The sequence below is a fragment of the Pseudoxanthomonas sp. USHLN014 genome (genome assembly GCF_037153335.1).
GTDB classification, from domain to species: domain Bacteria; phylum Pseudomonadota; class Gammaproteobacteria; order Xanthomonadales; family Xanthomonadaceae; genus Pseudoxanthomonas_A; species Pseudoxanthomonas_A winnipegensis.
Genome location: NZ_JBBCKO010000004.1, coordinates 157450 through 178598 on the forward strand (window position 1 = coordinate 157450; position 21149 = coordinate 178598).

The following is a 21149-nucleotide window of genomic DNA, read 5'->3' on the forward strand; positions in this document are numbered from 1 at the left end:
CTACAGCGTGACGCTGGCGTGGCGGCGCACCGCCAGCAGGGCCAGGATCGTGATCAGCGCCGCGCCGCTGAGGTAGAAGCCCACCGACTGCACGCCGTACTTGCCGGCCAGCCAGGTCGCCACGTACGGCGCCGGCGCGGCGCCCAGCACACTGGCCAGGTTGAAGGACAGCGACGAGCCGGTGTAGCGCACCTCGGTCGGATAGACCTCCGACAGCAGCGTGCCGACCGGGCCGTAGGTCCAGCCCATCACGAACAGGCCCAGGCACAGGAACACCAGGACGAAGGCCGGATGCCCGGCGGTGAACAGCGCCGGGAACACCAGCCCGAAAAGCAGGATGCCCACGCTGGCCACCATCATCGCGTGGCGCGCCGAGGTGCGGTCGCCGAACTTGGCCGAGATCGGGATGCCGGCGGCGAAGAACAGCATGCCCACCATCTGCATCAGCAGGAATTCCTGCTTGGAGTACCCCAGCGTCACGGTGCCGTAGCCCAGCGCGAACACCGTCATCAGATAGAACAGCACGAAGGTCGCCAGCGCCCCCAGCGTGCCCAGCACCAGCGGCCCCAGGTGCTGGGAGAACACCGCGCGGAACGGCACGCGCAGACGCTCGTTACGCTCGATCGCCTGCTGGAAGGCCGGCGTCTCGCGGATCGACAGGCGCACCCAAAGGCCGATCAGCACCAGCAGCGCCGAGGCCAGGAACGGCACGCGCCAGCCCCAGGCCAGGAACTGCTCCGGCGACAGCAGCGCGCCCATGATCAGGAAGGTCGAGGCCGACAGCAGAAAGCCCAGCGGCGCACCCAGCTGCGGGAACATCCCATACCAGCCGCGCTTGCCCGGCGGCGCATTCTCGGTGGCCAACAGCACCGCCCCGCCCCACTCCCCGCCCAGGCCGATGCCCTGGCCGAAGCGGCACAAGGTCAGCAGCACCGGCGCCAGCAGGCCGACGCTGTGATAGCTGGGCAGCAGGCCGATCACCACCGTGGAGATGCCCATGGTCAGCAGCGCCGCCACCAGCGTGGCCTTGCGGCCGATGCGGTCGCCGAAATGGCCGAACAGCGCCGACCCGAACGGCCGCGCCACGAACGCCACCGCGAAGGTCGCCAGCGACGCCAGCCGCGCAGCGGACTGATCGCCCTGCGGGAAGAACAGCGTGGGGAACACCAGCACCGCGGCGGTGGCGTAGATGTAGAAATCGAAGAATTCGATCGTGGTGCCCATCAGGCTGGCCAGCAGGACGCGGGCCGGAGAGTTGACGGGCGGGGCGGCGGTGGTCGAGGACATCTTCAGGTCGCGTTCCGGAACAAAAGCCGGCGGATTCTGTCATGTTTGACCCCGCGTGGTGACGACGGTTGCCGGCGAGACGATTCCAGCAACGCAAAGGACACCGCTCGCGGCATGGGCTCGGCGGTGCTGCGGCAGCGCAGCACGCCCTGAACGGCATGCCATTGGTCAGCCGCGAACAGTCGCTCAGCGCGCCGCGTCCAGCCGCTGCGGGTGTGTATAGAGCGCGTAGCCGTCGTCGCGGGCGAAGCCCAGCAGGGTCATGCCGGTGCGCTGGGCCAGCGCGAGGGCCAGGGCGGTCGGGGCGGAGATGGCGGCCAGGAAGGCGATGCCGGCGCTGGCGGCCTTCATCGCCATTTCGTAGCTGGCCCGGCTGGTGACGACCAGGAAACCGGCCTGGGGATCGAGCCCGGCGCGGTGCATGGCGCCGATCAGCTTGTCCAGCGCGTTGTGCCGGCCCACGTCTTCGCGCACCAAGGCGATCTCGCCGTCGGCCAGCGCCCAGCCGGCGGCATGGGTGGCGCCGGTGCGGGCGCCCAGCGGTTGAGCGGCGCGCAGCGCGCGCAAAGCGCGCTGCAGCGCGCGCAAAGCGCGCTGCAGCGCGGCGGGCGTCACGACGATCCCGGGGCCGACCGGTGCGGGATCGCGCAGGGCCGCCTCCAGCAGTTCGCTGCCGCACACGCCGCAGCCGCTGCGCCCGCTCATGCTGCGGCGGCGTCGCTGCAGCGCCTGCTCGCGTTGCGGCGGGATGCGCATGCGCACCTCCACGCCTTCGAGCAGGTGTTCGATCGACTCGACATGCGCATCCGCGATGGCCTCGACGATGTCCTCGCTGAGCGCGAAGCCCTGGGCGAAATCGACCAGGTCGCACGGCGTGGCCATCATCACCGCGAATGGCGTGTCGTTGTAGACGAAGGCCACCGGCACTTCCTCGGCGATCTCGTCCGCGCGTGCCTCGGCGACTTCGCCGCGCACGCGCACCATCTCGCGCCGCACGCTGCCGGCGTCCTCGGTCGAAGCCGGCCGCGTCGTATCGCTCAAGGCCGCACGCCTGCGATCCGGCGCGTGGCTGCACGACCTGTGCGCGGCACCTTCGACATCGGCGTCAGGCCAGCAGACCAGCTTCGCGCAGCGCCGCCTCGACCTTGGCCTGGTTGGCCGGCTCGAGTTCGGTCATCGGCAGGCGCAGCGTGCCACCGCAGTGGCCCAGGCGCGACACGGCCCACTTCACCGGGATCGGGTTGGCCTCGACGAACAGCTGCTTGTGCAGCGGCAGCAGGCGTCGCTGGATCGCCATCGCGGTGGCGACATCGCCGGCCAGCGCCGCCGCGCACAGCTCGCGCATCAGCCGCGGGGCGACGTTGGCGGTGACGCTGACGTTGCCATGGCCGCCGCACAGCATCAGCGCCACGGCCGTGGCGTCGTCGCCGGAGTAGATGGAAAAGCCTTCCGGCGCCTCGCGGATCAGCCACTGCGCGCGCTCGATGTTGCCGGTGGCCTCCTTGATGCCGACGATGCCCGGCAGCTGCGCCAGGCGCAGCACGGTGTCGTGCGCCAGGTCGGCCGCGGTGCGGCCGGGCACGTTGTACAGCACGATCGGCAGATCGCCGGTGGCCTCGGCGATGGCGGCGAAATGGCGGTACTGCCCTTCCTGACCGGGCTTGTTGTAGTAAGGCACCACCTGCAGCTGGCTGTCGGCGCCGACCTCGCGCGCGAACCTGGCCAGCGCGATCGCCTCGGCGGTGGAATTGGCGCCGCAGCCGGCCATCACCGGCACGCGGCCGGCGGCCTGCTCGACCGCCACGCGGATGATCTGGCAGTGCTCCTCCACGTCGACCGTGGGCGATTCGCCTGTGGTGCCGACCACGCCGATGCAATCGGTGCCTTCGGCCACGTGCCAGTCCACCAGTTTGCGCAGGGCGGCGTAGTCGACGCTGCCGTCCTGGTGCATGGGGGTGACGAGCGCGACGATGCTGCCGCGCAGGGGGGCGTGGGAAGTGGTCATGAAGGCAGGGCTTGCGGAATGGAATGGAGGGAGCCGTCGATTCTAAGCGTCACGGCGCGGCCGCGGGCGCGCCGCAAGCGGTGTCGCCTGCAACCATCGCGCTCGGAATCCGTTGGCTTGCGTGTCGATCTTCATCGCCTTCGCGCGTCGGAGCCGTATAAGGACGCGGCAGTCCCGCCGCGTCGATCACCGCCAGGAGGAAACATCCCATGATTCCGAAGAACACCCTGTGCCTTTGGTACGACAGCACCGCGCTGGAAGCCGCGCAGTTCTACGCGCAGACCTTTCCCGACAGCCAGGTCGGTGCCGTGCGGCGCGCGCCGTCCGACTTCCCCTCCGGCAAGGCCGGCGACGTGCTGGTCGTGGAGTTCACCGTGTGCGGCGTGCCGTGCATCGGGCTCAACGGCGGGCCGGCGTTCAAGCACAGCGAGGCGTTCTCGTTCCAGATCGCCACCGATGACCAGGCCGAGACCGACCGCCTGTGGGACGCCATCGTCGGCAACGGCGGGCAGGAAAGCGCCTGCGGCTGGTGCAAGGACAAGTGGGGCCTGTCCTGGCAGATCACGCCGCGCACGCTGACCGAAGGCATGGCCGATCCGGACCCCGCGGTGGCCAGGCGCGTGTTCGAGGCGATGATGACGATGGGCAAGATCGATGTGGCCGCGATCGATGCGGCACGTCGGGGCTGATCCCACGGAGACTTCCGGCGTCTGATCTCGCTGCTGCTTCGCGCTGCAAAGAGAAGCGGCTGTCTGGCTGCCGCGCGATGCCTTGCACGCGCCGCAGCCCATCGCTCGCAGGGCTGCGACGCCGGCATCGGTCTCAGAACGTGGGCGGCGTGTTCGCGCTGACGATCACGGCCTCGCTCTCGCCCAGGTTGCGGAAGCGATGCGGCACGCGGCTCTCGAAGTAATAGCCCTCGCCGGCGCGCAGCACGCGCACCTGCTCGCCGACGGTGATCTCCACCTCGCCGGCCACGACCACCCCGCCCTCTTCGCCGGCGTGGACCAGCAGGGTCGGGCCGGTGTCGGTGCCCGGCGGCATCACCTCGCGCAGGATGCACATCTGCCGCCGCGCCACGCGCTGGCCGACCAGGAAATAATGCACGCCGTTGCTGCCCACATCGGGCGTGTCGGCCACCGTGTAGAACGGGCTGTCCGGCGGTCCCGGCTGCAGGTCGAGGGTGAAGAAATCGGCCAGCGAGATCGGGATGCCGTCCAGCACCTTCTTGAGCGATCCCACCGAAGGGCTGACCTTGTTCTGCTCGATCAGCGAGATCGTGCTGTTGGTCACGCCCACGCGCTTGGCCAGCTCGCGCTGACTGAGCTGCTTGGCGGTGCGCACCTGCTGCAACCGCGCTCCGATGTCCATGGTGGCTCCCTGGCTGCCCATCTGTTGCGGATTCTTGACACGCAAGGCCGCATTGAGCCGTTTCGGCCGCAAGTTGTAAAGTTTCTTCAACGCGCTAGGCTAGCGCCGATCCCTTTCCCGTCCCCTGCGAGGCCCGCATGAGCGCCGACTCCCTCTCCCCGCGCGATGGCTACGCGGCCCACTACGCCGAACTGGGCGCACACATGCCCGACTCGCTGGACGCGTTCTGGATGCCGTTCACCGCCAACCGCGCGTTCAAGGCCAAGCCGCGCCTGCTGGCCAGCGCCAAGGACATGCACTACATCGACGTCGACGGCCGGCAGATCCTGGACGCCTGTGCCGGGCTGTGGTGCGTCAACGCCGGGCATGCGCGGCCGCGCATCGTCGATGCCGTGCGCCAGCAGATCGGCACACTCGACTTCGCGCCCAACTTCTCGATGTCCTCGCCGCTGCCGTTCGTGCTGGCCGAACGCCTGGCCGCGCTGACGCCAGGCGACCTCAACCACGTGTTCTTCACCAACTCGGGCTCCGAGTCGGTGGACACGGCGCTGAAGATCGCCCTGGCCTACCAGCGCGCGCGCGGCGAAGGCCAGCGCACGCGCCTGATCGGCCGCGAGAAGGCCTACCACGGCGTCGGCTTCGGCGGCATCTCGGTGGGCGGGCTGCCGAACAATCGCAAGTGGTTCGGCCCCGGCCTGCCGGGCGTGGACCATCTGCGCCACACGCTGGATATCGCGCGCAACGGCTTCTCGCAGGGCCTGCCGCCGCATGGCCTGGAGTGGGCCGAGGAGCTGGAGCGCGTGATCGCGCTGCACGATCCGTCCACCATCGCCGCGGTGATCATCGAACCGATCTCCGGCAGCGCCGGCGTGATCCTGCCGCCGGAGGGCTATCTCAAGCGCATCCGCGAGATCTGCACGCGTCACGGCATCGTGCTGATCTTCGACGAGGTAATCACCGGCTTCGGCCGCGTCGGCAAGGCCTTCGCCTCGCAGCGCTTCGGCGTCACGCCGGACATCATCACCGCGGCCAAGGGCATCACCAACGGCTGCGTGCCGATGGGCGCGGTGTTCGTGTCCGAAGACATCTTCGAGGCCTTCGACCAGGGGCCGGACAGCGCCATCGACCTGTTCCACGGCTATACCTATTCGGGCCATCCGCTGGCCTGCGCCGCCGCGCTGGCCACGCTGGACACCTATGCCGAGGAAAATCTGTTCGAGAAGGCGATCGAACTGGGCGACTACTGGCAGCAGGGCCTGCATTCGCTCAAGGGTCTGCCCCATGTGATCGACCTGCGCAACTTCGGGTTGATCGGTGCGATCGAGTTCGCACCGCGCGAGGGCGCGCCGGGTGCGCGCGGCTTCGAGGTGTTCCGCCGCGCCTTCGAGGACGGGCAGATGCTGACCCGCGTGACGGGCGATGTGATCGCGCTGTCGCCCCCGCTGATCGTGGAGAAGCCGCACATCGACCGGATCTTCAATGTGCTGGCCGATGTGATCAGGGCGACGGGCTGAGGCGGGAGATCGCACGGGGGCGACGGTCTGCTTCCCGCCAGTCCCCGCGAACGTCCATGGATCCCCTCGTTCGCGGGGATGACGAGGAGTCGCTTCGCCCCTCCCCTTGCGCAGCAGGGGGAGGCCGGGAGGGGGTTGGATCAGGTCGCGGGAAACGCTGGCTCAGGCGTCCAAAGCACCCGCCGCATCAAACCTCGTTCCCGCACGTCGAAAACCGAAGATGCCACAAGAAGCCGGCTCCACCGACGCTTGTCGCCCTCACGGAAAACGCAGCACCGCCGTCAGCGGCAGATCCGCCTGCCAGCGCCCGCGCCCGCCCAGCGCCTGCAGCTCGATCAGCACCGCCGCGCCCAGCACATCGCAGCCCTGCTGCCGCGCCAGCGACAGCGCCGCGTGCAGCGTGCCGCCCGAGGCCAGCACGTCGTCGACGATCAGCACGCGCGTGCCCGGCGGCAGCGCGTCGCGGTGCATCTGCAGGGTGTCCTTGCCGTATTCCAGGCCGTACTCGACGCTGAGCACCGAAGCCGGCAGCTTGCCCGGCTTGCGCACCGGCACGAACCCGCACTTGAGCGCACGCGCCAACGCCGCGCCGAGGATGAACCCACGCGACTCGATGCCCAGCACCGCCTGCACGCCGGCCTCGCGCCAGGGATCGGCCAGCGCGGCCGTGGCCGCCGCGAACCCAGCCGCATCGGCCAGCACCGGCGTGATGTCCTTGAACAGCACGCCAGGCTTGGGGAAATCGGGCACATCGCGGATCAGCGCGGCCCATTCGGTTTGCACGGACATCGACACACTCGTGGTCCTGGGTAAAGCGCGATGCTACTGCACCGCGCCGCACGCTGCCGTGCTCAAGAGCTGCAGGACAGCATCGAGCAGCCCGCCCGATCGCGCGCCCAGTCCGGGCGCTTGCGGGCGAAGGCCTCGCGCCCCGGCTGATCCTGGTAGGGACGGCGCAGCACCTCCAGCAGCGTGTGGATGCCGCCCAGGTCGCCGTCGTGCGCGCGGTCGATCGCCTCCTGCGCCAGATAGTTGCGCAGCACGTAGCGGGGATTGACCGCGCGCATGCGCGCACGCCGTGCGGCCTCGTCGCCGTCCTGCGCGCAACGCGCGGCGTAGCGCGTCATCCAGTCGGTGAACGCAGCCGCGTGCAGCTCGAACTTCGCGGCGTCGTAGAAGGTCTCGCGCAGCGCCTCCAGCGCCTGCGGGCCTGGAGCGTGCTCGCCCAGCTCGCGGAAGAACAGCGTCATGTCCACCTCGGCCGCATGCAGCAGCGCGCGCAGGTCGGCCATCAGCGCGGCATCGGCCGGCGTGTACTGCGCCAGGCCCAGCTTGGCCGCCGTATCGCGGCACTCGCAGGCGGCGAACGCATCCGCATATGCCTGCAGCCCGGCCTGCAGCGGCGCGGGATCGGCGAACAGCGGCGACAACGCGCCGGCCAGCCGGCTCAGATTCCAGAACGCCACCTGCGGCTGCCAGCCGTAGCGATAGCGCCGGCCCTGACGGTCGGTGGTGTTGGGCGTCCAGTCCGGATCGAAGTCGTCGATCCAGCCGTACGGACCGTAGTCGATGGTCAGGCCCAGGATCGACAGGTTGTCGGTGTTCATCACCCCGTGGACGAAGCCCACCCGCATCCAGTGCGCCATCAGCTCGGCCGTGCGCGTGCACACCTGCGCGAACCAGGCCGCATCGCGCGCCTCGCCGGCCGGGCCGTCGAGCTCGGGAAAGTCGCGCGCGATGGTGAAGTCCACCAGCCGGCGCAGCAGCGCCACATCGCCGCGCGCCGCCGGCAGCTCGAAATGTCCGAAGCGCAGGAACGAGGGCGCCACCCGGCACACGATCGCCCCCGGCTCCGGCGCGGCGTGACCGTCGTAGAACATGTCGCGGATCACCGCATCGCCCGTGCCGACCAGGCACAGCGCACGCGTGGTCGGCACGCCGAGATGCGCCATGGCCTCGCTGCACAGGAACTCGCGGATCGACGAGCGCAGCACCGCGCGGCCATCGGCGAAGCGCGAATACGGCGTCGGCCCGGCGCCCTTGAGCTGCAACTCCTGGCGACGCCCGTCCACCGCGATGGCCTCGCCCAGCGAGATCGCCCGCCCATCGCCCAGCTGCCCGGCCCAATGGCCGAACTGATGCCCGCCATAGTTGGTGGCGAACGGCGCCATGCCCGGCGCCAGCGCATTGCCGCCGAACACCTGCGCAAAGCGCGGCTCGGCGATGTTCTCGGCCTGCAGGCCCAGCAGCGCGGCGACCTCCGGCGACCAGGCCAGCACGCGCGGCGCCGCCACCGGCGTCGGCGCGACCGAGGACCACAGCGCCCCTTCGACCTGACGCGCCTGCGGCCCCACGACCGGATCGCCCGGCAGCTCGGCGATGAATCGGTTGTCGAAGTTCAACTGCATGGAACCCGCCTCGCATTTGCGCCGTGTGGCTCCTGATATGGAGTCGACGCCGGCATAAAAAAGCTTCGCGGAGTGCTGTGACGGTGGACATACCTGGCCCACCGCCTCGACTCGACCAGGCGCAGCTCCTCTCGGCCCATCAGCCCACCTGGCTCATTCTGGACGGGAAAAGGTTGAGCGCGCCTCATGCCCCGCTGGGAGCCGCTCATGCTTCTGTGGGAGCCGCCATGGCGGCGATGGGGCTTTCCCGGTAAAGCCCCATCGCGACACGGGCATTGCTGGTAGAGCCTCATCGCCGCCATGGCGGCTCCCACGGTATGGAATTGGTGTTCCGAAAGAACTGATGGCACCTGCGCGTGCCCGCTAGCCATCCTGGCCTGCTCTCCGCAGCGCCCGAAGCGGGCGAGGCCACGAGGCGCCGCCGTCAGCATCCCCTCGGCAGGGAAAAGCCAAAAAAAACGCCGGGACAAGCCCGGCGTTTCTTCATGCGTGTTGACGCGGTGGGGGCTGGATTACAGCGCCTGCACCTGGTCGGCCTGCATGCCCTTCTGACCCTGCACGGCCACGAAGGTGACCTGCTGGCCTTCCTTCAGCGACTTGAAGCCGTTGCCCTGGATCGCGCGGAAATGCACGAACAGGTCCGGGCCGCTCTGCGGGGTGATGAAGCCGAAGCCCTTGGCATCGTTGAACCACTTGACGGTGCCGGTCTGACGATCGCTCATTTTTACTACTCCTGAAAACATGATGGGTAATCGCGGCGCCGGGATTCCGGGCCGAGACTGGGTTTGCAGGCGTAGGAAAAACGCAAACGATGTAGCCGATCTGTCGATCTACCGCATCAGGCTCACGAACCACGGTGACCCTGGCAAGCACAGTGGGCCGCACGATACGCAGGTTGCGGTGAAAAAGCCAACACAATCGCCGGCCGATCCAGGAAATTCGCCGGCCGGGCCCCGGCATTCCCACGCCCGATCGCTCAATAGCCCGCGAATTCCCTTTCAAAACAAACAGCTAGCCGGTAGCATACGCCGTCCGGCAGGTGCCCCAAGTCACCGCCGGTGGCGCCAGCGGATGCTGCGCTGCAGCAGTGCAGCCGGCGTTCGCGCCGGCTCCAGGCCTGGGATGGCCCTGTCCTGTGCGGGATCCTCCCTGCCCCCTCCTTCCCGTGACCGCCCGCGCCGCATGCCTGCGCGGGGGGACGCGTTTGTTCTCACTTCCTTGTCTTGAGCCATGGCCCTTTCCGCCACGATCCGCAAGGTCGAGCTGCAGATCAGCGACCTCGACCGCAACCACTACGCCAGCCACAGCCTGACCCTGGCCCAGCACCCCTCGGAGACCGACGAGCGCCTGGTGGCGCGCGTGCTGGCCTTCGTCCTGTATGCCGACGAACGCCTGGCCTTCGGCCGCGGCCTGAGCAACGAGGACGAGCCCGACCTGTGGCGCCGCGACTACAGCGGCCAGATCGAACAGTGGATCGAACTGGGCCAGCCCGACGAGAGCCGCCTGCGCAAGGCCGCCGGCCGCGCGCGCGAGGTGGTGGTGGTCGGCTACGCCGGGCACGCCGGCGATGTGTGGTGGCACAAGCACGCCGCCTCGCTGCGCCGCATGAAGCAGCTGACCGTGATCGACCTGCCGCAGGACGCGATCCGGGAACTGGCGGCCAGGCTCGTGCGCACCCTGCGCCTGGACGTGCTGATCCAGGACGGCGAAGTCCAGCTGATGGGCGACGATCTGCAGCTGGTGGTGGTCCCCATCGTCCGCCACGCGCCGCAGGACTGAAGGTGCCGGCCGGCTTCACCCACGATGTCCTGATCATCGGCGGCGGCGCGGCCGGGCTGATGTGCGCGGCCACCGCCGGCGCGCGCGGGCGCTCGGTGCTGGTGATCGAGCACGCCAACCGCGTGGGCAAGAAGATCCTGATGTCCGGCGGCGGACGCTGCAACTTCACCAACACCGGCACCTCGCCGGCCAACTATCTGTCGGACAACCCGCACTTCTGCCGCTCGGCGCTGGCGCGCTACACGCCGCGCGACTTCATCGCGCTGGTCGAGAAGCACCGCATCGCCTATCACGAGAAGGAGCTGGGCCAGCTGTTCTGCGACGACGCGTCCAAGCAGATCGTGGCCATGCTGGTCGCCGAATGCGAAGCGGCCGGCGTGCGCATCGCCACCGGCTGCGCTGTTGAGCGCGTGGTCGCGCGCGAGGGCGGCGGCTATGCGGTGCACACCGCGCAGGGCGTGTTCGCCGCGCCCTCGCTGGTGGTGGCCAGCGGCGGGCTGTCGATTCCTTCCATGGGCGCCAGCGGCTTCGGCTATGCGCTGGCGCGGCAGTTCGGCCACACGGTGCTGCCCACGCGCGCCGGGCTGGTGCCGTTGACCCTGAGCGGCCGCCCGCAGGAGCAGCTGGCCGACCTGGCCGGCGTGGCGCTGCCGGTGAGCGCGGCGGCCGGCAAGATCGCCTTCGACAACGCCATGCTGATCACCCATCGCGGCATCAGCGGCCCGGCGATCCTGCAGATCTCCTCGTACTGGCAGCCCGGCCAGCCGCTGCACCTGGACCTGCTGCCGGGGCAGGACGCGCTGGCCGTGCTGCAGGCGCAGCGGGCCGCGCGCCCCGCCGCCGAGCTGAAGACGGTGCTGGGCGATCTGTTGCCACGCCGCTTCGCCCAGCGCCTGTGCGAACACTGGCTGCCCAACCGGCCGATGAAGCAGTTCAACGAGCCGCAGCTGCGCCAGGCCGCGGAGCTGCTGCGCGCCTGGCCGCTGGTGGCCAGCGGCACCGAGGGCTATCGCACCGCCGAGGTCACGCTGGGCGGCGTGGACACGCGCGAAGTGTCGCAGGCCACGTTCGAATCCAGGCGCGCGCCCGGCCTGCACTTCATCGGCGAGGTGCTGGACGTCACCGGCTGGCTGGGCGGCTACAACTTCCAGTGGGCCTGGGCCAGCGGCCATGCCGCAGGCGAAGCGGTGTAGCGGAAGGTTGCAGGACGGCGCCTAGCCGTCATCGCCATCGCAGCTCACGTGTGACCCAGCGCCCGCGCTCAAGCGCAATCGATGCGGCACTGCAGCACGGCCTTCCCCAGGCCGCGTGGCATGATCGCGCGCACCGCAATACAGGCGTGGTGTTCCGTGCAGCATTCGATCAAGGGCAAGGCCACCTCGCTCGACATCGCGCACCTGGCCGGCGTGTCCCAGCCCACGGTCTCGCGCGCCCTGCGCGGCAGCCCGATGGTCAACGAGGACACCCGCCGGCGCATCCTGGCCATCGCCGAGCAGCTGCACTACAAGGTCGACAAGAACGCCTCCAACCTGCGCACCCAGCACACCGGGACGCTGGCGCTGCTGTTCTTCGAGGACCCGACGCCGGACGAATCGGCGATCAATCCGTTCTTCCTCTCGATGCTGGGCTCGATCACCCGCGCCTGCGCGCTGCATGGCTACGACCTGCTGATCTCTTTCCAGAACCTGTCCACCGACTGGCAGGCCGACTACGCCGACAGCAAGAAGGCCGATGGGCTGATCCTGCTCGGTTATGGCGACTACCTGCAGTCGCGCGTGCGGCTGGAGAAGCTGCAGCAGCAGGGCATCCGCTTCGTGCGCTGGGGCGCCGCGCTGCCCGGCCAGCCGGGCGTGTCGATCGGCTGCGACAACTTCCAGGGCGGGCACGACATGGCCGCGCACCTGATCGCCCAGGGGCGGCGGCGCATCGCCTTCCTCGGCCATGCCTCGGCGCACTACCCCGAATTCCAGGAGCGCCATCGTGGCGTCTGCGCCGCCCTAGACGCGGCGGGGCTGCAGCACGACGCCGCGCTGCAGGTGGACGCCGAGACCAGCGAACAGTCCGGCTACGACGCGGCGCGCACGCTGCTGGCGCGTGGCGTGGCCTTCGACGCGGTGTTCGGCGCCAGCGACCTGATCGCCATCGGCGCGATGAAGGCGCTGCGCGAGGCCGGCCTGCGCATCCCCGAGCAGGTGGCCGTGGCCGGCTTCGACGATATCCCGCTGGCGGGCTTCGTCACCCCCGCCCTGTCGACGGTACAGCAGGACACGCGCCAGGCCGGCATGCTGCTGGTGGATGCCCTGCTGCAGCAGCTGCACGGCCAGCCCGTGGACAGCCAGACCATCCCCGTCACGCTGGCGCTGCGCGGCTCCACCCACTGCGGCTGAAGCGCCGCGCAGGGGTCACCGCGGCTTGAGGCGCGCATGCGCGCCTTATTCAATCGCGCAGCCGGTGGCCCATGTCTTCGGCCAGGCGCTTGCGCAGGTCGGCGTTGGTCAGCGCACCGTCGTAGAACAGCACCCGGACGCCGTGCGCCGGCACCTCCAGCGCGAGGCGGTCCTCGATCCGCACCTGGCTGCCGTCGAAGCCATCGCGCCAGGTGCCGGCCTGCAGCAGCGTCTCCAGCCGCAGGGTCGAGGCCGTCTCGGCCTTGTTGAGCAGCACCAGCGCGGTCTGCGCCTGCCCGTCGTGCTCGTAGACTCGGTAGAAGGCGCCGGTGTCGCCCTTCAACAGCAGATTTAGCTGGAGCCCGCGCTGCAGGGCAATCGAATCGCGGCGCAGGTTGGCGATGCGCCTGAGGTTGCGGTAGATCGCGCTGTCGCCCGCGGCATCGATGCGCTGCTGGCCGTAGTAGTTGCGGTTGCCGGCATGCTCGGCCGCGCCACGCATGAAGCCGGTCTCCGAGCCGTAGTAGATCGCCGGGATGCCGCGCGCGGTGAACAGCCAGTTGTTGGCGTCGATGAAGCCCGCATCGCTGGCATCCAGCCGCGCCATGTCGTGGTTGTCGTAGAAGGTGACCAGGTCGTACGGGTTGGCGTACGGGCCGTCCTCCAGGTACAGCGTGCGTTCCAGGTCCTCGTAGCCACCGCCCTCCTTGCCGAACACCTTGGACAGCCTGGCCCGCTGCGGGAAGTCCAGCACGCTGTAGTGGCCGTTGCGCTCCAGCGTGTGGGCGGCGATGAAGGCCGCGTCGTAGTCGAAGGCCTCGCCGAACATGAAGAAGCCCGGGTGCCTGGCGCGGATGCGGTCGGCGAACTGCTTCCAGAAGCGGTGCGGCATCCAGCCGATCGTGTCCACGCGAAACGCCGCCGCGCCCTGCTCGATCCACTGCTCGTAGGCGCCGGCCAGATAGTCCAGCACCGCCGGGTTGTCCTCGGCCAGGTCCGAGAGCTGGGCCAGGCCGCCGCCGGTGTTGTAGAAAGCGTGCATCGGGTTGTGCTTCGGATCCAGCTGGGCCGGGTCCAGGTTCTGGTGGTCGGCCAGCTTGCGGCCGTCCTTGTCGAAGATCTGGCCGAACTTGGGCTGCGCCTTGGGCATCGAATACGCCGGCGAGCCGTGGTTGGCCACGATGTCCAGCACCACGTCCAGCTGCTGGCTCTTCATGGCGCGGGTGAAGCCGGCGAAATCCAGGCCCTTGCTGGGCAGGTGTTCGTCCAGCCTGTAGAAGTTCACGCCCCAGTAGCCGTGATAACCGGTCTTGCCCCGGTCGGTCATCGCGCTGCCCCAGCGGACCGGCTCGCCGCCGGTGAAGGCCTCATCCGGGTTGTCCACGATCGGCGTCACCCACACCGCGCCGAAGCCCATGTCATGGATGTAGCCGGCGTTGTCGACGATGCCTTTGAAGTCGCCGCCGAGGTAGCCGATGTTGTCGCTCTGCCCGGCCGGCGCCCCCGGCGTGGGCAGGTCGAAGGTGCGGTGCCGGCCGCCCTGGTCGCGATGATCGTTGGACGGATCGCCGTTGACGAAGCGGTCGGTCATCACGAAATAGATCGCCTTGCTGGCGAAGGGTTCGAGCGTGCCGTACAGCTCGTCGGCGCGCGCCGGCACGGCCAGGGACAGGGCCAACAGCGAAAGGCAGAACGTTCTCATGCGTGGGCTTCCGGACGGGCATCCCGCACGCGCAGCGTGCACAGGCCGGCCACCAAGAGGCTCAGGCCACCGACGGCCAGCGCGTTGATCGGCGCGCCGCCCAGCACGGTCTTGACCAGCAGGCCCAGGATCGAGGCGGCCACCAGCTGCGGGATGACGATGAAGAAATTGAAGATGCCCATGTACAGGCCCATCTTGCGCGCCGGCACGCTGTCGGACAGCAGCGCATAGGGCAGCGACAGGATCGAGGCCCAGGCGAAGCCCACGCCCACCATCGACAGCAGCAGCCAGTGCGGATCGCGGATCAGCAGGAACGACAGAAACCCCACTCCGCCCAGGCACAGATTGAGCAGATGGCTCCAGCGCAGCCCCAGCACCCGCACCATCTGCGGGATCACGATCGCGGCCAGCGCGGCGAAGCCGTTGTAGGCGGCGAACAGCACGCCCACCCAGTTGGCCCCGTCGTTGTAGGCGGCCGAAGTGGTGTCGCGCGTGCCGAAGTGCGTGGCGGTGACCGCATCGGTGGTGTAGATCCACATCGCGAACAGAGCGAACCAGGAGAAGAACTGCACCACCGCCAGCCGGCGCATGGTCGGCGGCATGTCCAGCAGATCGTCGACGATGGCCGCATACATGCCGCCGCGCACGCGGCCGCGCCCCAGCAGCAGGGCACCGAACACCGCCGCGCCGCCGCCCAGCACATACAGCTGCTTGTCCAGGCCCACCAGCGCGACCAGCGCGCAGCCGATCAGGCCCAGCACCAGCGCAGCGACGCCCAGGCGCAGACGCAGCGCGGGCGGGGCTGTCGATGGCGCCGGCGCGACCTCCGCCTCCGGCGCTTCGCGCTCGCCGGCCAGCTGGCCCGGCGGATCCTCGCGCGTGGTGAGCACGGTCCACAGGATGGTCAGCAGCAGCACTGCGCCACCGAAGTAGAACGCATAGCGCACGGTGTCCGGCACCTCCCCTGCACCGGCAGTGTTGGCCACGCCGGCCTGCGCCAGCAGCCACGGCAGCAGGCTGGCCACCACCGAGCCGATGCCGATGAAGAAGCTCTGCATCGCATAGCCCGAGGCGCGCTGACGGGTGGGCAGCAGGTCGCCGACGAAGGCGCGGAACGGCTCCATCGAGATGTTGATCGAGGCATCCAGCACCCACAGCAGGCCAGCCGCGATCCACAGCGCGGAAGAATTTGGCATGGCAAGCAGCGCCAGCGTGGTCAGCACGGCGCCGATCAGGAAGTAAGGCCGGCGTCGACCCAGCCGCGTCCAGGTGCGGTCGGACAGATAGCCGACGATGGGCTGCATCATCAGCCCGGTCAGAGGCGCAGCCAACCACAGCATCGGGATCTCGTCCACCGAGGCGCCCAGGGTGTGGAAGATGCGGCTGACGTTGGCGTTCTGCAGGGCGAAGCCGAACTGGATGCCCAGAAAGCCGAAGCACATGTTCCAGATCTGCCAGAACGACAGGGTGCGGGTTTGGCTCATGACGCGCGATCGATCCCCTTGCGACAACGCGCGGCCGTGTCGAATCACGGCCGCGGTTCGCCGGGCGACATGGTGACCGTTGCCGTCGCGCTTTCCATGCTGCAGTGCAACCAAGCGCGTGCATGGGCTGCGATGTCAAAGTCGTTGTCTTCGAATGCGTGCCACACGCCCGAAACACCTATTTTCAAGCGGTTTCAGCGATGCGCCGCATGATCGACGCACCCCGCGCGAAGCCCCTTTGTCGACTCACACATCGCAGCGCGCTGCATACGTATTCATGGCTTCGCCCCGTCGTTGCGCGAGGACGCGCCGGGTCATGCGTGGAATAGTGGCGCCCGCTTCGCCCAGGGCCGCTCGCGGCGCCCGGGCCGGATTACATCGGGGAACGGCAATGAACAACTGGTGGCGCGGCGCGGTGATCTATCAGGTCTACCCGCGCAGCTTCAAGGACACCAATGGCGATGGCGTGGGCGACCTGCCCGGCATCGTCGAAGGCCTGGACTACATCGCCAGCCTGGGCGTGGACGCGATCTGGATCTCGCCGTTCTTCAAGTCGCCCATGGCCGACTTCGGCTATGACATCGCCGACTACCGCGATGTCGATCCGCTGTTCGGCACGCTGGCCGACTTCGACGCCCTGCTGGCCAAGGCGCACGCGCTGGGCCTGAAGGTGATGATCGATCAGGTGCTGAGCCACTGCTCGGATCAGCACGCCTGGTTCCAGGAGAGCCGGCTGAGCCGCGACAACGCCAAGGCCGACTGGTACGTGTGGGCCGATCCCAAGGAGGACGGCACGCCGCCGAACAACTGGATGTCGCTGTTCGGCGGCGTGGCCTGGCGCTGGGAGCCGCGGCGCGAGCAGTACTACCTGCACAACTTCCTCGGCGCGCAGCCGGATCTGAACTTCCACAACCCGGCCGTGCAGCAGGCGACGCTGGACAATGTGCAGTTCTGGCTGGATCGCGGCGTGGACGGCATGCGCCTGGACGCGATCAACTTCTGCTTCCACGACGCGCAGCTGCGCGACAACCCGCCCAAGCCCAAGGACCAGCGCGTGGGCCGCGGCTTCAGCGCGGACAACCCCTACGCCTACCAGTATCACTACTACAACAACACCCGCCCGGAGATGCTGCCCTTCCTGGAGCGGCTGCGCGGGCTGATGGACCGCTATGCGGACGTGGCCGCGCTGGGCGAGATCTCCTCGGAGGATTCGCTGGCCACCACCGCCGAGTACACCGGTCGCAAGCGCCTGCACATGGGCTACAGCTTCGAGCTGCTGGTCGAGGACTTCAGCGCCGGCTACATCCGCGACACCGTCGCGCGGCTGGAGGCGGCGATGGACGATGGCTGGCCGTGCTGGGCCATCTCCAACCACGACGTGCCGCGCGCGGTCTCGCGCTGGGGCGGCGCGGGCGATGACGCCTTCGCCGCGCAGCTGGTGGCGCTGGTGTGCTCGCTGCGCGGCTCGGTGTGCCTGTATCAGGGCGAGGAACTGGGCCTGAGCGAGGCGCAGGTGCCCTTCGAGCTGCTGCAGGATCCCTACGGCAAGACCTTCTGGCCCAACTTCAAGGGCCGCGACGGTTGCCGCACGCCGCTGCCTTGGCGCGATGCCGACGCCGGCGGCTTCAGCAGCGGCAAACCTTGGCTGCCGGTGCCGGCCGAGCACCGCGCGCGTAGCATCGCCGCGCAGCAGGCCGATGCGGACTCGGTCCTGCAGCACGTGCGCCGCTTCCTGCGCTGGAGGCGCAGGCATCCGGCGCTGGTGCTGGGCACGATCGCCTTCCTGCAGACCGACGAGCCGGTGCTGGCCTTCCTGCGCGAACACGAAGACCAGCGCGTGCTGGTGGTGTTCAACCTCTCGGCCCAGGCGCAGCGCTGGACCCTGCCCGAAGGCCTTGCCGCCACCGCGCTGGGGGATCACGGCCTGCCGGGCACACGACTCGACGGACGCACGCTCGCCCTGCCCGCGCGCGGCAGCTGGTTCGGTGTCGTGGCGTGATCGAGCGTGATGTCGGCGGCTGCGCGGAATCGTTTCTGCGCTGCAGCACAGACGCCGGAAACCGCCGGAAAACCCTTGTTTCCAAGCCGTTTTCGGTCGCGCGAGCGAAGACGCAGGCTGCTGCATCGCCCGTCCGATGACGTCCTTGCAAGCGCACCGCCATGAATACGTATGCAGGCCCATGCACATCCGGGAACGCGCACTACCATGGCCGCCCATTCAAGCAAGGCGCTGTTTCGGGCCTTCGCGAATCGCCGGTGTCGAGGGGGACACCGGATCAACTCGAATGCAGTACCAACATTGACTGGAGGGGAAAATGTTGACTCCCAAGCGCAACCTGCTGTGCCTGTCCATCGCCGTGGCCATGAGCATGGCCACCGCCCAAGCCTGGGCCCAGAGCACGCCGGCCGACACCGAGGCCGATCCGGCCGCGGTCAAGACCGACGCCACCGACCTGGACCGGGTCAAGGTCACCGGCATCCGCCGCGGCATCGAGGGCGCGATCTCGGTCAAGAAGGACGCCACCTCGATCGTCGAGGCGATCTCGGCCGAGGACATCGGCAAGCTGCCCGACGTGAGCATCGCTGAGTCGCTGGCCCGCCTGCCCGGCCTGGCCGCGCAGCGCGTGGCCGGACGCGCGCAGGTGATCAGCGTGCGCGGCCTCTCGCCCGACTTCTCCACCACCCTGCTCAACGGCCGCGAGGTGGTGAGCACCGGCGACAACCGCAGCGTGGAGTTCGACCAGTATCCGTCCGAGCTGGTCAACGGCGTGACCGTGTACAAGACGCCCGACGCCGGCTTGGTCGGCCAGGGCCTGTCGGGTACGGTGGACATGCAGACCGTGCGCCCGCTGAGCTTCGGCGAGCGCGTGATCGCGCTCGGTGGCCGCTACCAGCGCAACTCGCTGGGCAAGGCGGCCAACGTCGATCCTTACGGCAACCGCTTCAGCGCCAGCTACATCGATCAGTTCTTCGACAAGACCCTGGGCCTGTCGATCGGCTATGCGCATACCGACACGCCGATCCAGGAGAACCAGGTCGGCCTGTACGAGCCGTGGAGCACGCAGAACACCGACAGTGGCAACCGCCCTGGCGTCGCGCCGGGCACCTACTTCTCCGACGGCATCAAGGCGCTGCGCCGCACCGGCAACTCCAAGCGCGACGGCGTGATGGCGACCCTGCAGTACCGCCCGTCCAACGCCTGGACCAGCACACTGGACGCCTTCCACACCGAGGCCGAGCAGGTCGATACCGCCAACCAGTTCGAGGTCAACCTCAGCAACTACAACGGCGGCTACGCCCCGGGCCTGAACATCGCCAACCCGCAGGTCAACGGCAACGACACCTTCACCGGCGGCACCGCCAGCGGCGTCTATCCGCTGGTGCGCGGCATGTACAACAAGCGCAAGGACAAGATCGACGCCTTCGGCTGGAACAACGCCTTCAACGTCGGCGCGGTCAAGGTCAACGCCGACCTCAACTACTCCAAGGCCACGCGCAAGGAGCTCAACCTGGAGAGCAATCTCCAGCTCACCCCGATGCCGCAGCTGGACACGGTCGGCCTGGCCTATCGCAACAACGACTTCTCGCAGATCTCGCCGGGGCTGAACTACTCCAACCCCGAGTCGCTGTTCATCACCAACACCATCTACGGCTCGGGCTACGGCAAGGTGCCGCAGGTGGAGGACGAGTTGAAGGGCGCGCGCCTGCAGGCCAGCTTGCCCATGCCGGAGGCGCTGAGCTGGTTCTCCGACCTGGACGTGGGCGTCAACTACGCCCGCCGCGAGAAGACCAAGCACCAGCCCGAAGGCAACATCAACCTGGGCCCGCAGGGCGACACCACAATCGCCCCCGACCTGCAGTACGCGCCGGTCAACCTGGGCTTCGCCGGCATCGGCTACATCCCGGCCTGGAACGTGCCTGGCGCGGTGGACCGCTACATGCAGTTCTCGCCCAACGAGGACGCCTCCTACCTGGTGTCCAAAGCCTGGACCGTGCTGGAGAAGATCACCACCGCCTGGATGCGCGCGGACATCGACACCCAGTGGGGCGAGGTGGGCGTGCGCGGCAACCTGGGCGTGCAGCTGCAGCACACCGACCAGTCCTCGCAGGCCAACTACTGGGACGGCTCGCAGCCGGCGGGCAGCGAAGTGCGCCCCATCGACGACGGCAAGACCTATAACGACTGGCTGCCCAGCCTCAACCTGGCCTTCCAGTTCCCTGCCGACCAGACCCTGCGCTTCGCCCTGGCCAAGCAGGTCGCGCGCCCGCGGGTGGACCAGATGCGCGCCTCGCTGGAGTTCGGCGTGGATACCTCCACCGGCAAGCCCGGCGCCAGCGGCGGCAATCCGATGCTCGATCCGTGGCGCGCCAATGCGCTGGACATCTCCTACGAGAAGTATTTCGGCGAGAAGGCCTATGTGGCCGCCGCGTTCTTCTACAAGGATCTCAAGAGCTACATCTACACCCAGACCCGCGACAACTACGACTTCAGCGACCTGGTCGCCGGCTACGTGCGTCCACCCGGCATGACCGTGCCGGTGCAGACCACCGGCACCTTCAGCGCGCCGTTCAACGGCAAGGGCGGCAAGCTGCGTGGCCTGGAGCTGACCGCTTCGTTGCCGCTGGACATGGTGTTCGCCCCGCTGGAGGGCTTCGGCATCCAGGCCAGCGCCACGTTCAACGACAGCGACGTCAAGATCAAGGATCCGGAGAGCGCCTCCAGCGTCGGCGACGGCGCGATCAGCCTGCCCGGCCTGTCCGATCGCGTGTACAACCTCACCGCCTACTTCGAGCGCAACGGCTTCGAGGCGCGCGTGAGCCAGCGCCGCCGCTCGGACTTCATCGGCGAGATCGGCAACTTCAACGGCAACCGCACCCTGCGCTACGTAGTCGGCGAGAACATCACCGACGCCCAGGTCAGCTACACCTTCGGCAGCGGCCGGCTGGACGGCCTGAGCCTGCTGCTGCAGGCCAGCAACCTCACCAACACCCCGTACCGCACCTACGCCGGCAGCAAGGACCGCCCGCTGGAGTACATCGAGTGGGGCCGCACCATCGTGCTGGGCGTGAACTACAAGTTCTGACCCGCTTCGCCTGAGAAGATGAAGCAAGGGCGCCGGATCGCATCCGGCGCCCTTTTTGTTGCTTGGATTGATGGAACGGCGCCCTTTTGCTGCTTCTCTCGACTGATGGACCGCAGCCCATTTTTTTT

Annotated in this window: 16 protein-coding genes; 7 read left to right on the forward strand and 9 right to left on the reverse strand. The window is 68.6% G+C overall.

Annotation, left to right across the window (positions count from 1 at the left end; translation table 11 throughout):
- From WFQ05_RS09840 to dapA, 3 genes are all read right to left on the reverse strand, one after another.
- Positions 1-1287: an MFS transporter gene (locus WFQ05_RS09840; RefSeq protein ID WP_337053664.1), complete on the reverse strand. Its 1287-nt coding sequence runs from the start codon at positions 1285-1287 to the stop codon at positions 1-3.
- Positions 1288-1473: 186 nt separating this feature from the next.
- Positions 1474-2271 carry a formate dehydrogenase accessory sulfurtransferase FdhD gene (gene fdhD / locus WFQ05_RS09845; protein WP_337053784.1) on the reverse strand — a complete coding sequence of 266 codons (798 nt, stop codon included), beginning with the start codon at positions 2269-2271 and terminating at the stop codon, positions 1474-1476.
- Positions 2272-2392: 121 nt separating this feature from the next.
- Entirely contained in the window at positions 2393-3292 is a 900-nt protein-coding gene (dapA, locus tag WFQ05_RS09850) for a 4-hydroxy-tetrahydrodipicolinate synthase (RefSeq protein WP_337053666.1), read from the reverse strand.
- Positions 3293-3501: 209 nt separating this feature from the next.
- Between dapA and WFQ05_RS09855 the strand changes: the two genes are divergently transcribed.
- Entirely contained in the window at positions 3502-3981 is a 480-nt protein-coding gene (locus WFQ05_RS09855) for a VOC family protein (RefSeq protein ID WP_337053667.1), read from the forward strand.
- Positions 3982-4114: 133 nt separating this feature from the next.
- On the opposite strand, the gene WFQ05_RS09860 is transcribed toward WFQ05_RS09855, so the two are convergent.
- Positions 4115-4663 (reverse strand): cupin domain-containing protein, encoded by a 549-nt coding sequence (locus WFQ05_RS09860; protein ID WP_130531627.1) that lies wholly within the window; start codon positions 4661-4663, stop codon positions 4115-4117.
- Between the two features lie 203 nt (positions 4664-4866).
- Here WFQ05_RS09860 and WFQ05_RS09865 point away from each other — a divergent pair, with 203 nt between their 5' ends.
- Positions 4867-6177 (forward strand): aspartate aminotransferase family protein, encoded by a 1311-nt coding sequence (locus WFQ05_RS09865; RefSeq protein WP_337053785.1) that lies wholly within the window; start codon positions 4867-4869, stop codon positions 6175-6177.
- 258 nt (positions 6178-6435) lie between these two features.
- Here WFQ05_RS09865 and WFQ05_RS09870 read toward each other — a convergent pair whose 3' ends face one another.
- From WFQ05_RS09870 to WFQ05_RS09880, 3 genes are all read right to left on the reverse strand, one after another.
- Positions 6436-6966 (reverse strand): adenine phosphoribosyltransferase, encoded by a 531-nt coding sequence (locus WFQ05_RS09870; RefSeq protein WP_130517732.1) that lies wholly within the window; start codon positions 6964-6966, stop codon positions 6436-6438.
- Positions 6967-7028: 62 nt separating this feature from the next.
- On the reverse strand, positions 7029-8585 hold the full coding sequence (locus WFQ05_RS09875; RefSeq protein ID WP_337053668.1) for a protein adenylyltransferase SelO family protein: 1557 nt from the start codon (positions 8583-8585) through the stop codon (positions 7029-7031).
- Positions 8586-9097: 512 nt separating this feature from the next.
- The gene (locus WFQ05_RS09880; RefSeq protein ID WP_130517728.1) at positions 9098-9307 is read right to left on the reverse strand and encodes a cold-shock protein; all 210 of its coding nucleotides are present in this window, start codon (positions 9305-9307) and stop codon (positions 9098-9100) included.
- Between the two features lie 508 nt (positions 9308-9815).
- Between WFQ05_RS09880 and WFQ05_RS09885 the strand changes: the two genes are divergently transcribed.
- From WFQ05_RS09885 to WFQ05_RS09895, 3 genes are all read left to right on the forward strand, one after another.
- Positions 9816-10364: a YaeQ family protein gene (locus WFQ05_RS09885; RefSeq protein WP_130522839.1), complete on the forward strand. Its 549-nt coding sequence runs from the start codon at positions 9816-9818 to the stop codon at positions 10362-10364.
- Positions 10365-10366: 2 nt separating this feature from the next.
- A complete protein-coding gene (locus tag WFQ05_RS09890; protein WP_337053669.1) occupies positions 10367-11557 on the forward strand; it encodes an NAD(P)/FAD-dependent oxidoreductase in 1191 nt (396 codons plus the stop codon).
- 120 nt (positions 11558-11677) lie between these two features.
- Positions 11678-12751, forward strand: a complete 1074-nt coding sequence (locus WFQ05_RS09895; RefSeq protein WP_337053670.1) for a LacI family DNA-binding transcriptional regulator — start codon at positions 11678-11680, stop codon at positions 12749-12751.
- 49 nt (positions 12752-12800) lie between these two features.
- Here the strand turns inward: WFQ05_RS09895 and WFQ05_RS09900 are convergent, their stop codons facing one another.
- Complete coding sequence (locus WFQ05_RS09900) at positions 12801-14417, reverse strand: alpha-amylase family glycosyl hydrolase (protein ID WP_337053786.1); 1617 nt, start codon at positions 14415-14417, stop codon at positions 12801-12803.
- Between the two features lie 32 nt (positions 14418-14449).
- Entirely contained in the window at positions 14450-15937 is a 1488-nt protein-coding gene (locus WFQ05_RS09905) for an MFS transporter (RefSeq protein WP_337053671.1), read from the reverse strand.
- A gap of 391 nt (positions 15938-16328) precedes the next feature.
- Here WFQ05_RS09905 and WFQ05_RS09910 point away from each other — a divergent pair, with 391 nt between their 5' ends.
- Both WFQ05_RS09910 and WFQ05_RS09915 read left to right on the forward strand, forming a co-directional pair.
- The gene (locus WFQ05_RS09910) at positions 16329-17936 is read left to right on the forward strand and encodes an alpha-glucosidase family protein (RefSeq protein WP_337053673.1); all 1608 of its coding nucleotides are present in this window, start codon (positions 16329-16331) and stop codon (positions 17934-17936) included.
- Between the two features lie 316 nt (positions 17937-18252).
- Positions 18253-21021, forward strand: coding sequence for a TonB-dependent receptor (locus WFQ05_RS09915; protein WP_337053674.1), 2769 nt, complete (start codon positions 18253-18255; stop codon positions 21019-21021).
- Positions 21022-21149: the final 128 nt, after the last annotated feature.

Excerpts from the sequence above, each read along its gene's own strand:
- WFQ05_RS09880 (WP_130517728.1), bottom strand. The coding sequence starts at position 9,307 with ATGAGCGATCGTCAGACCGGCACCGTCAAGTGGTTCAACGATGCCAAG.
- WFQ05_RS09905 (WP_337053671.1), bottom strand. The coding sequence starts at position 15,937 with ATGAGCCAAACCCGCACCCTGTCGTTCTGGCAGATCTGGAACATGTGC.
- WFQ05_RS09870 (WP_130517732.1), bottom strand. The coding sequence starts at position 6,966 with ATGTCCGTGCAAACCGAATGGGCCGCGCTGATCCGCGATGTGCCCGAT.
- WFQ05_RS09895 (WP_337053670.1), top strand. The coding sequence starts at position 11,678 with ATGATCGCGCGCACCGCAATACAGGCGTGGTGTTCCGTGCAGCATTCG.
- fdhD (WP_337053784.1), bottom strand. The coding sequence starts at position 2,271 with ATGGTGCGCGTGCGCGGCGAAGTCGCCGAGGCACGCGCGGACGAGATC.
- WFQ05_RS09840 (WP_337053664.1), bottom strand. The coding sequence starts at position 1,287 with ATGTCCTCGACCACCGCCGCCCCGCCCGTCAACTCTCCGGCCCGCGTC.
- WFQ05_RS09865 (WP_337053785.1), top strand. The coding sequence starts at position 4,867 with ATGCCCGACTCGCTGGACGCGTTCTGGATGCCGTTCACCGCCAACCGC.
- dapA (WP_337053666.1), bottom strand. The coding sequence starts at position 3,292 with ATGACCACTTCCCACGCCCCCCTGCGCGGCAGCATCGTCGCGCTCGTC.
- WFQ05_RS09915 (WP_337053674.1), top strand. The coding sequence starts at position 18,253 with ATGTTGACTCCCAAGCGCAACCTGCTGTGCCTGTCCATCGCCGTGGCC.
- WFQ05_RS09910 (WP_337053673.1), top strand. The coding sequence starts at position 16,329 with ATGAACAACTGGTGGCGCGGCGCGGTGATCTATCAGGTCTACCCGCGC.
- WFQ05_RS09885 (WP_130522839.1), top strand. The coding sequence starts at position 9,816 with ATGGCCCTTTCCGCCACGATCCGCAAGGTCGAGCTGCAGATCAGCGAC.
- WFQ05_RS09860 (WP_130531627.1), bottom strand. The coding sequence starts at position 4,663 with ATGGACATCGGAGCGCGGTTGCAGCAGGTGCGCACCGCCAAGCAGCTC.
- WFQ05_RS09855 (WP_337053667.1), top strand. The coding sequence starts at position 3,502 with ATGATTCCGAAGAACACCCTGTGCCTTTGGTACGACAGCACCGCGCTG.
- WFQ05_RS09875 (WP_337053668.1), bottom strand. The coding sequence starts at position 8,585 with ATGCAGTTGAACTTCGACAACCGATTCATCGCCGAGCTGCCGGGCGAT.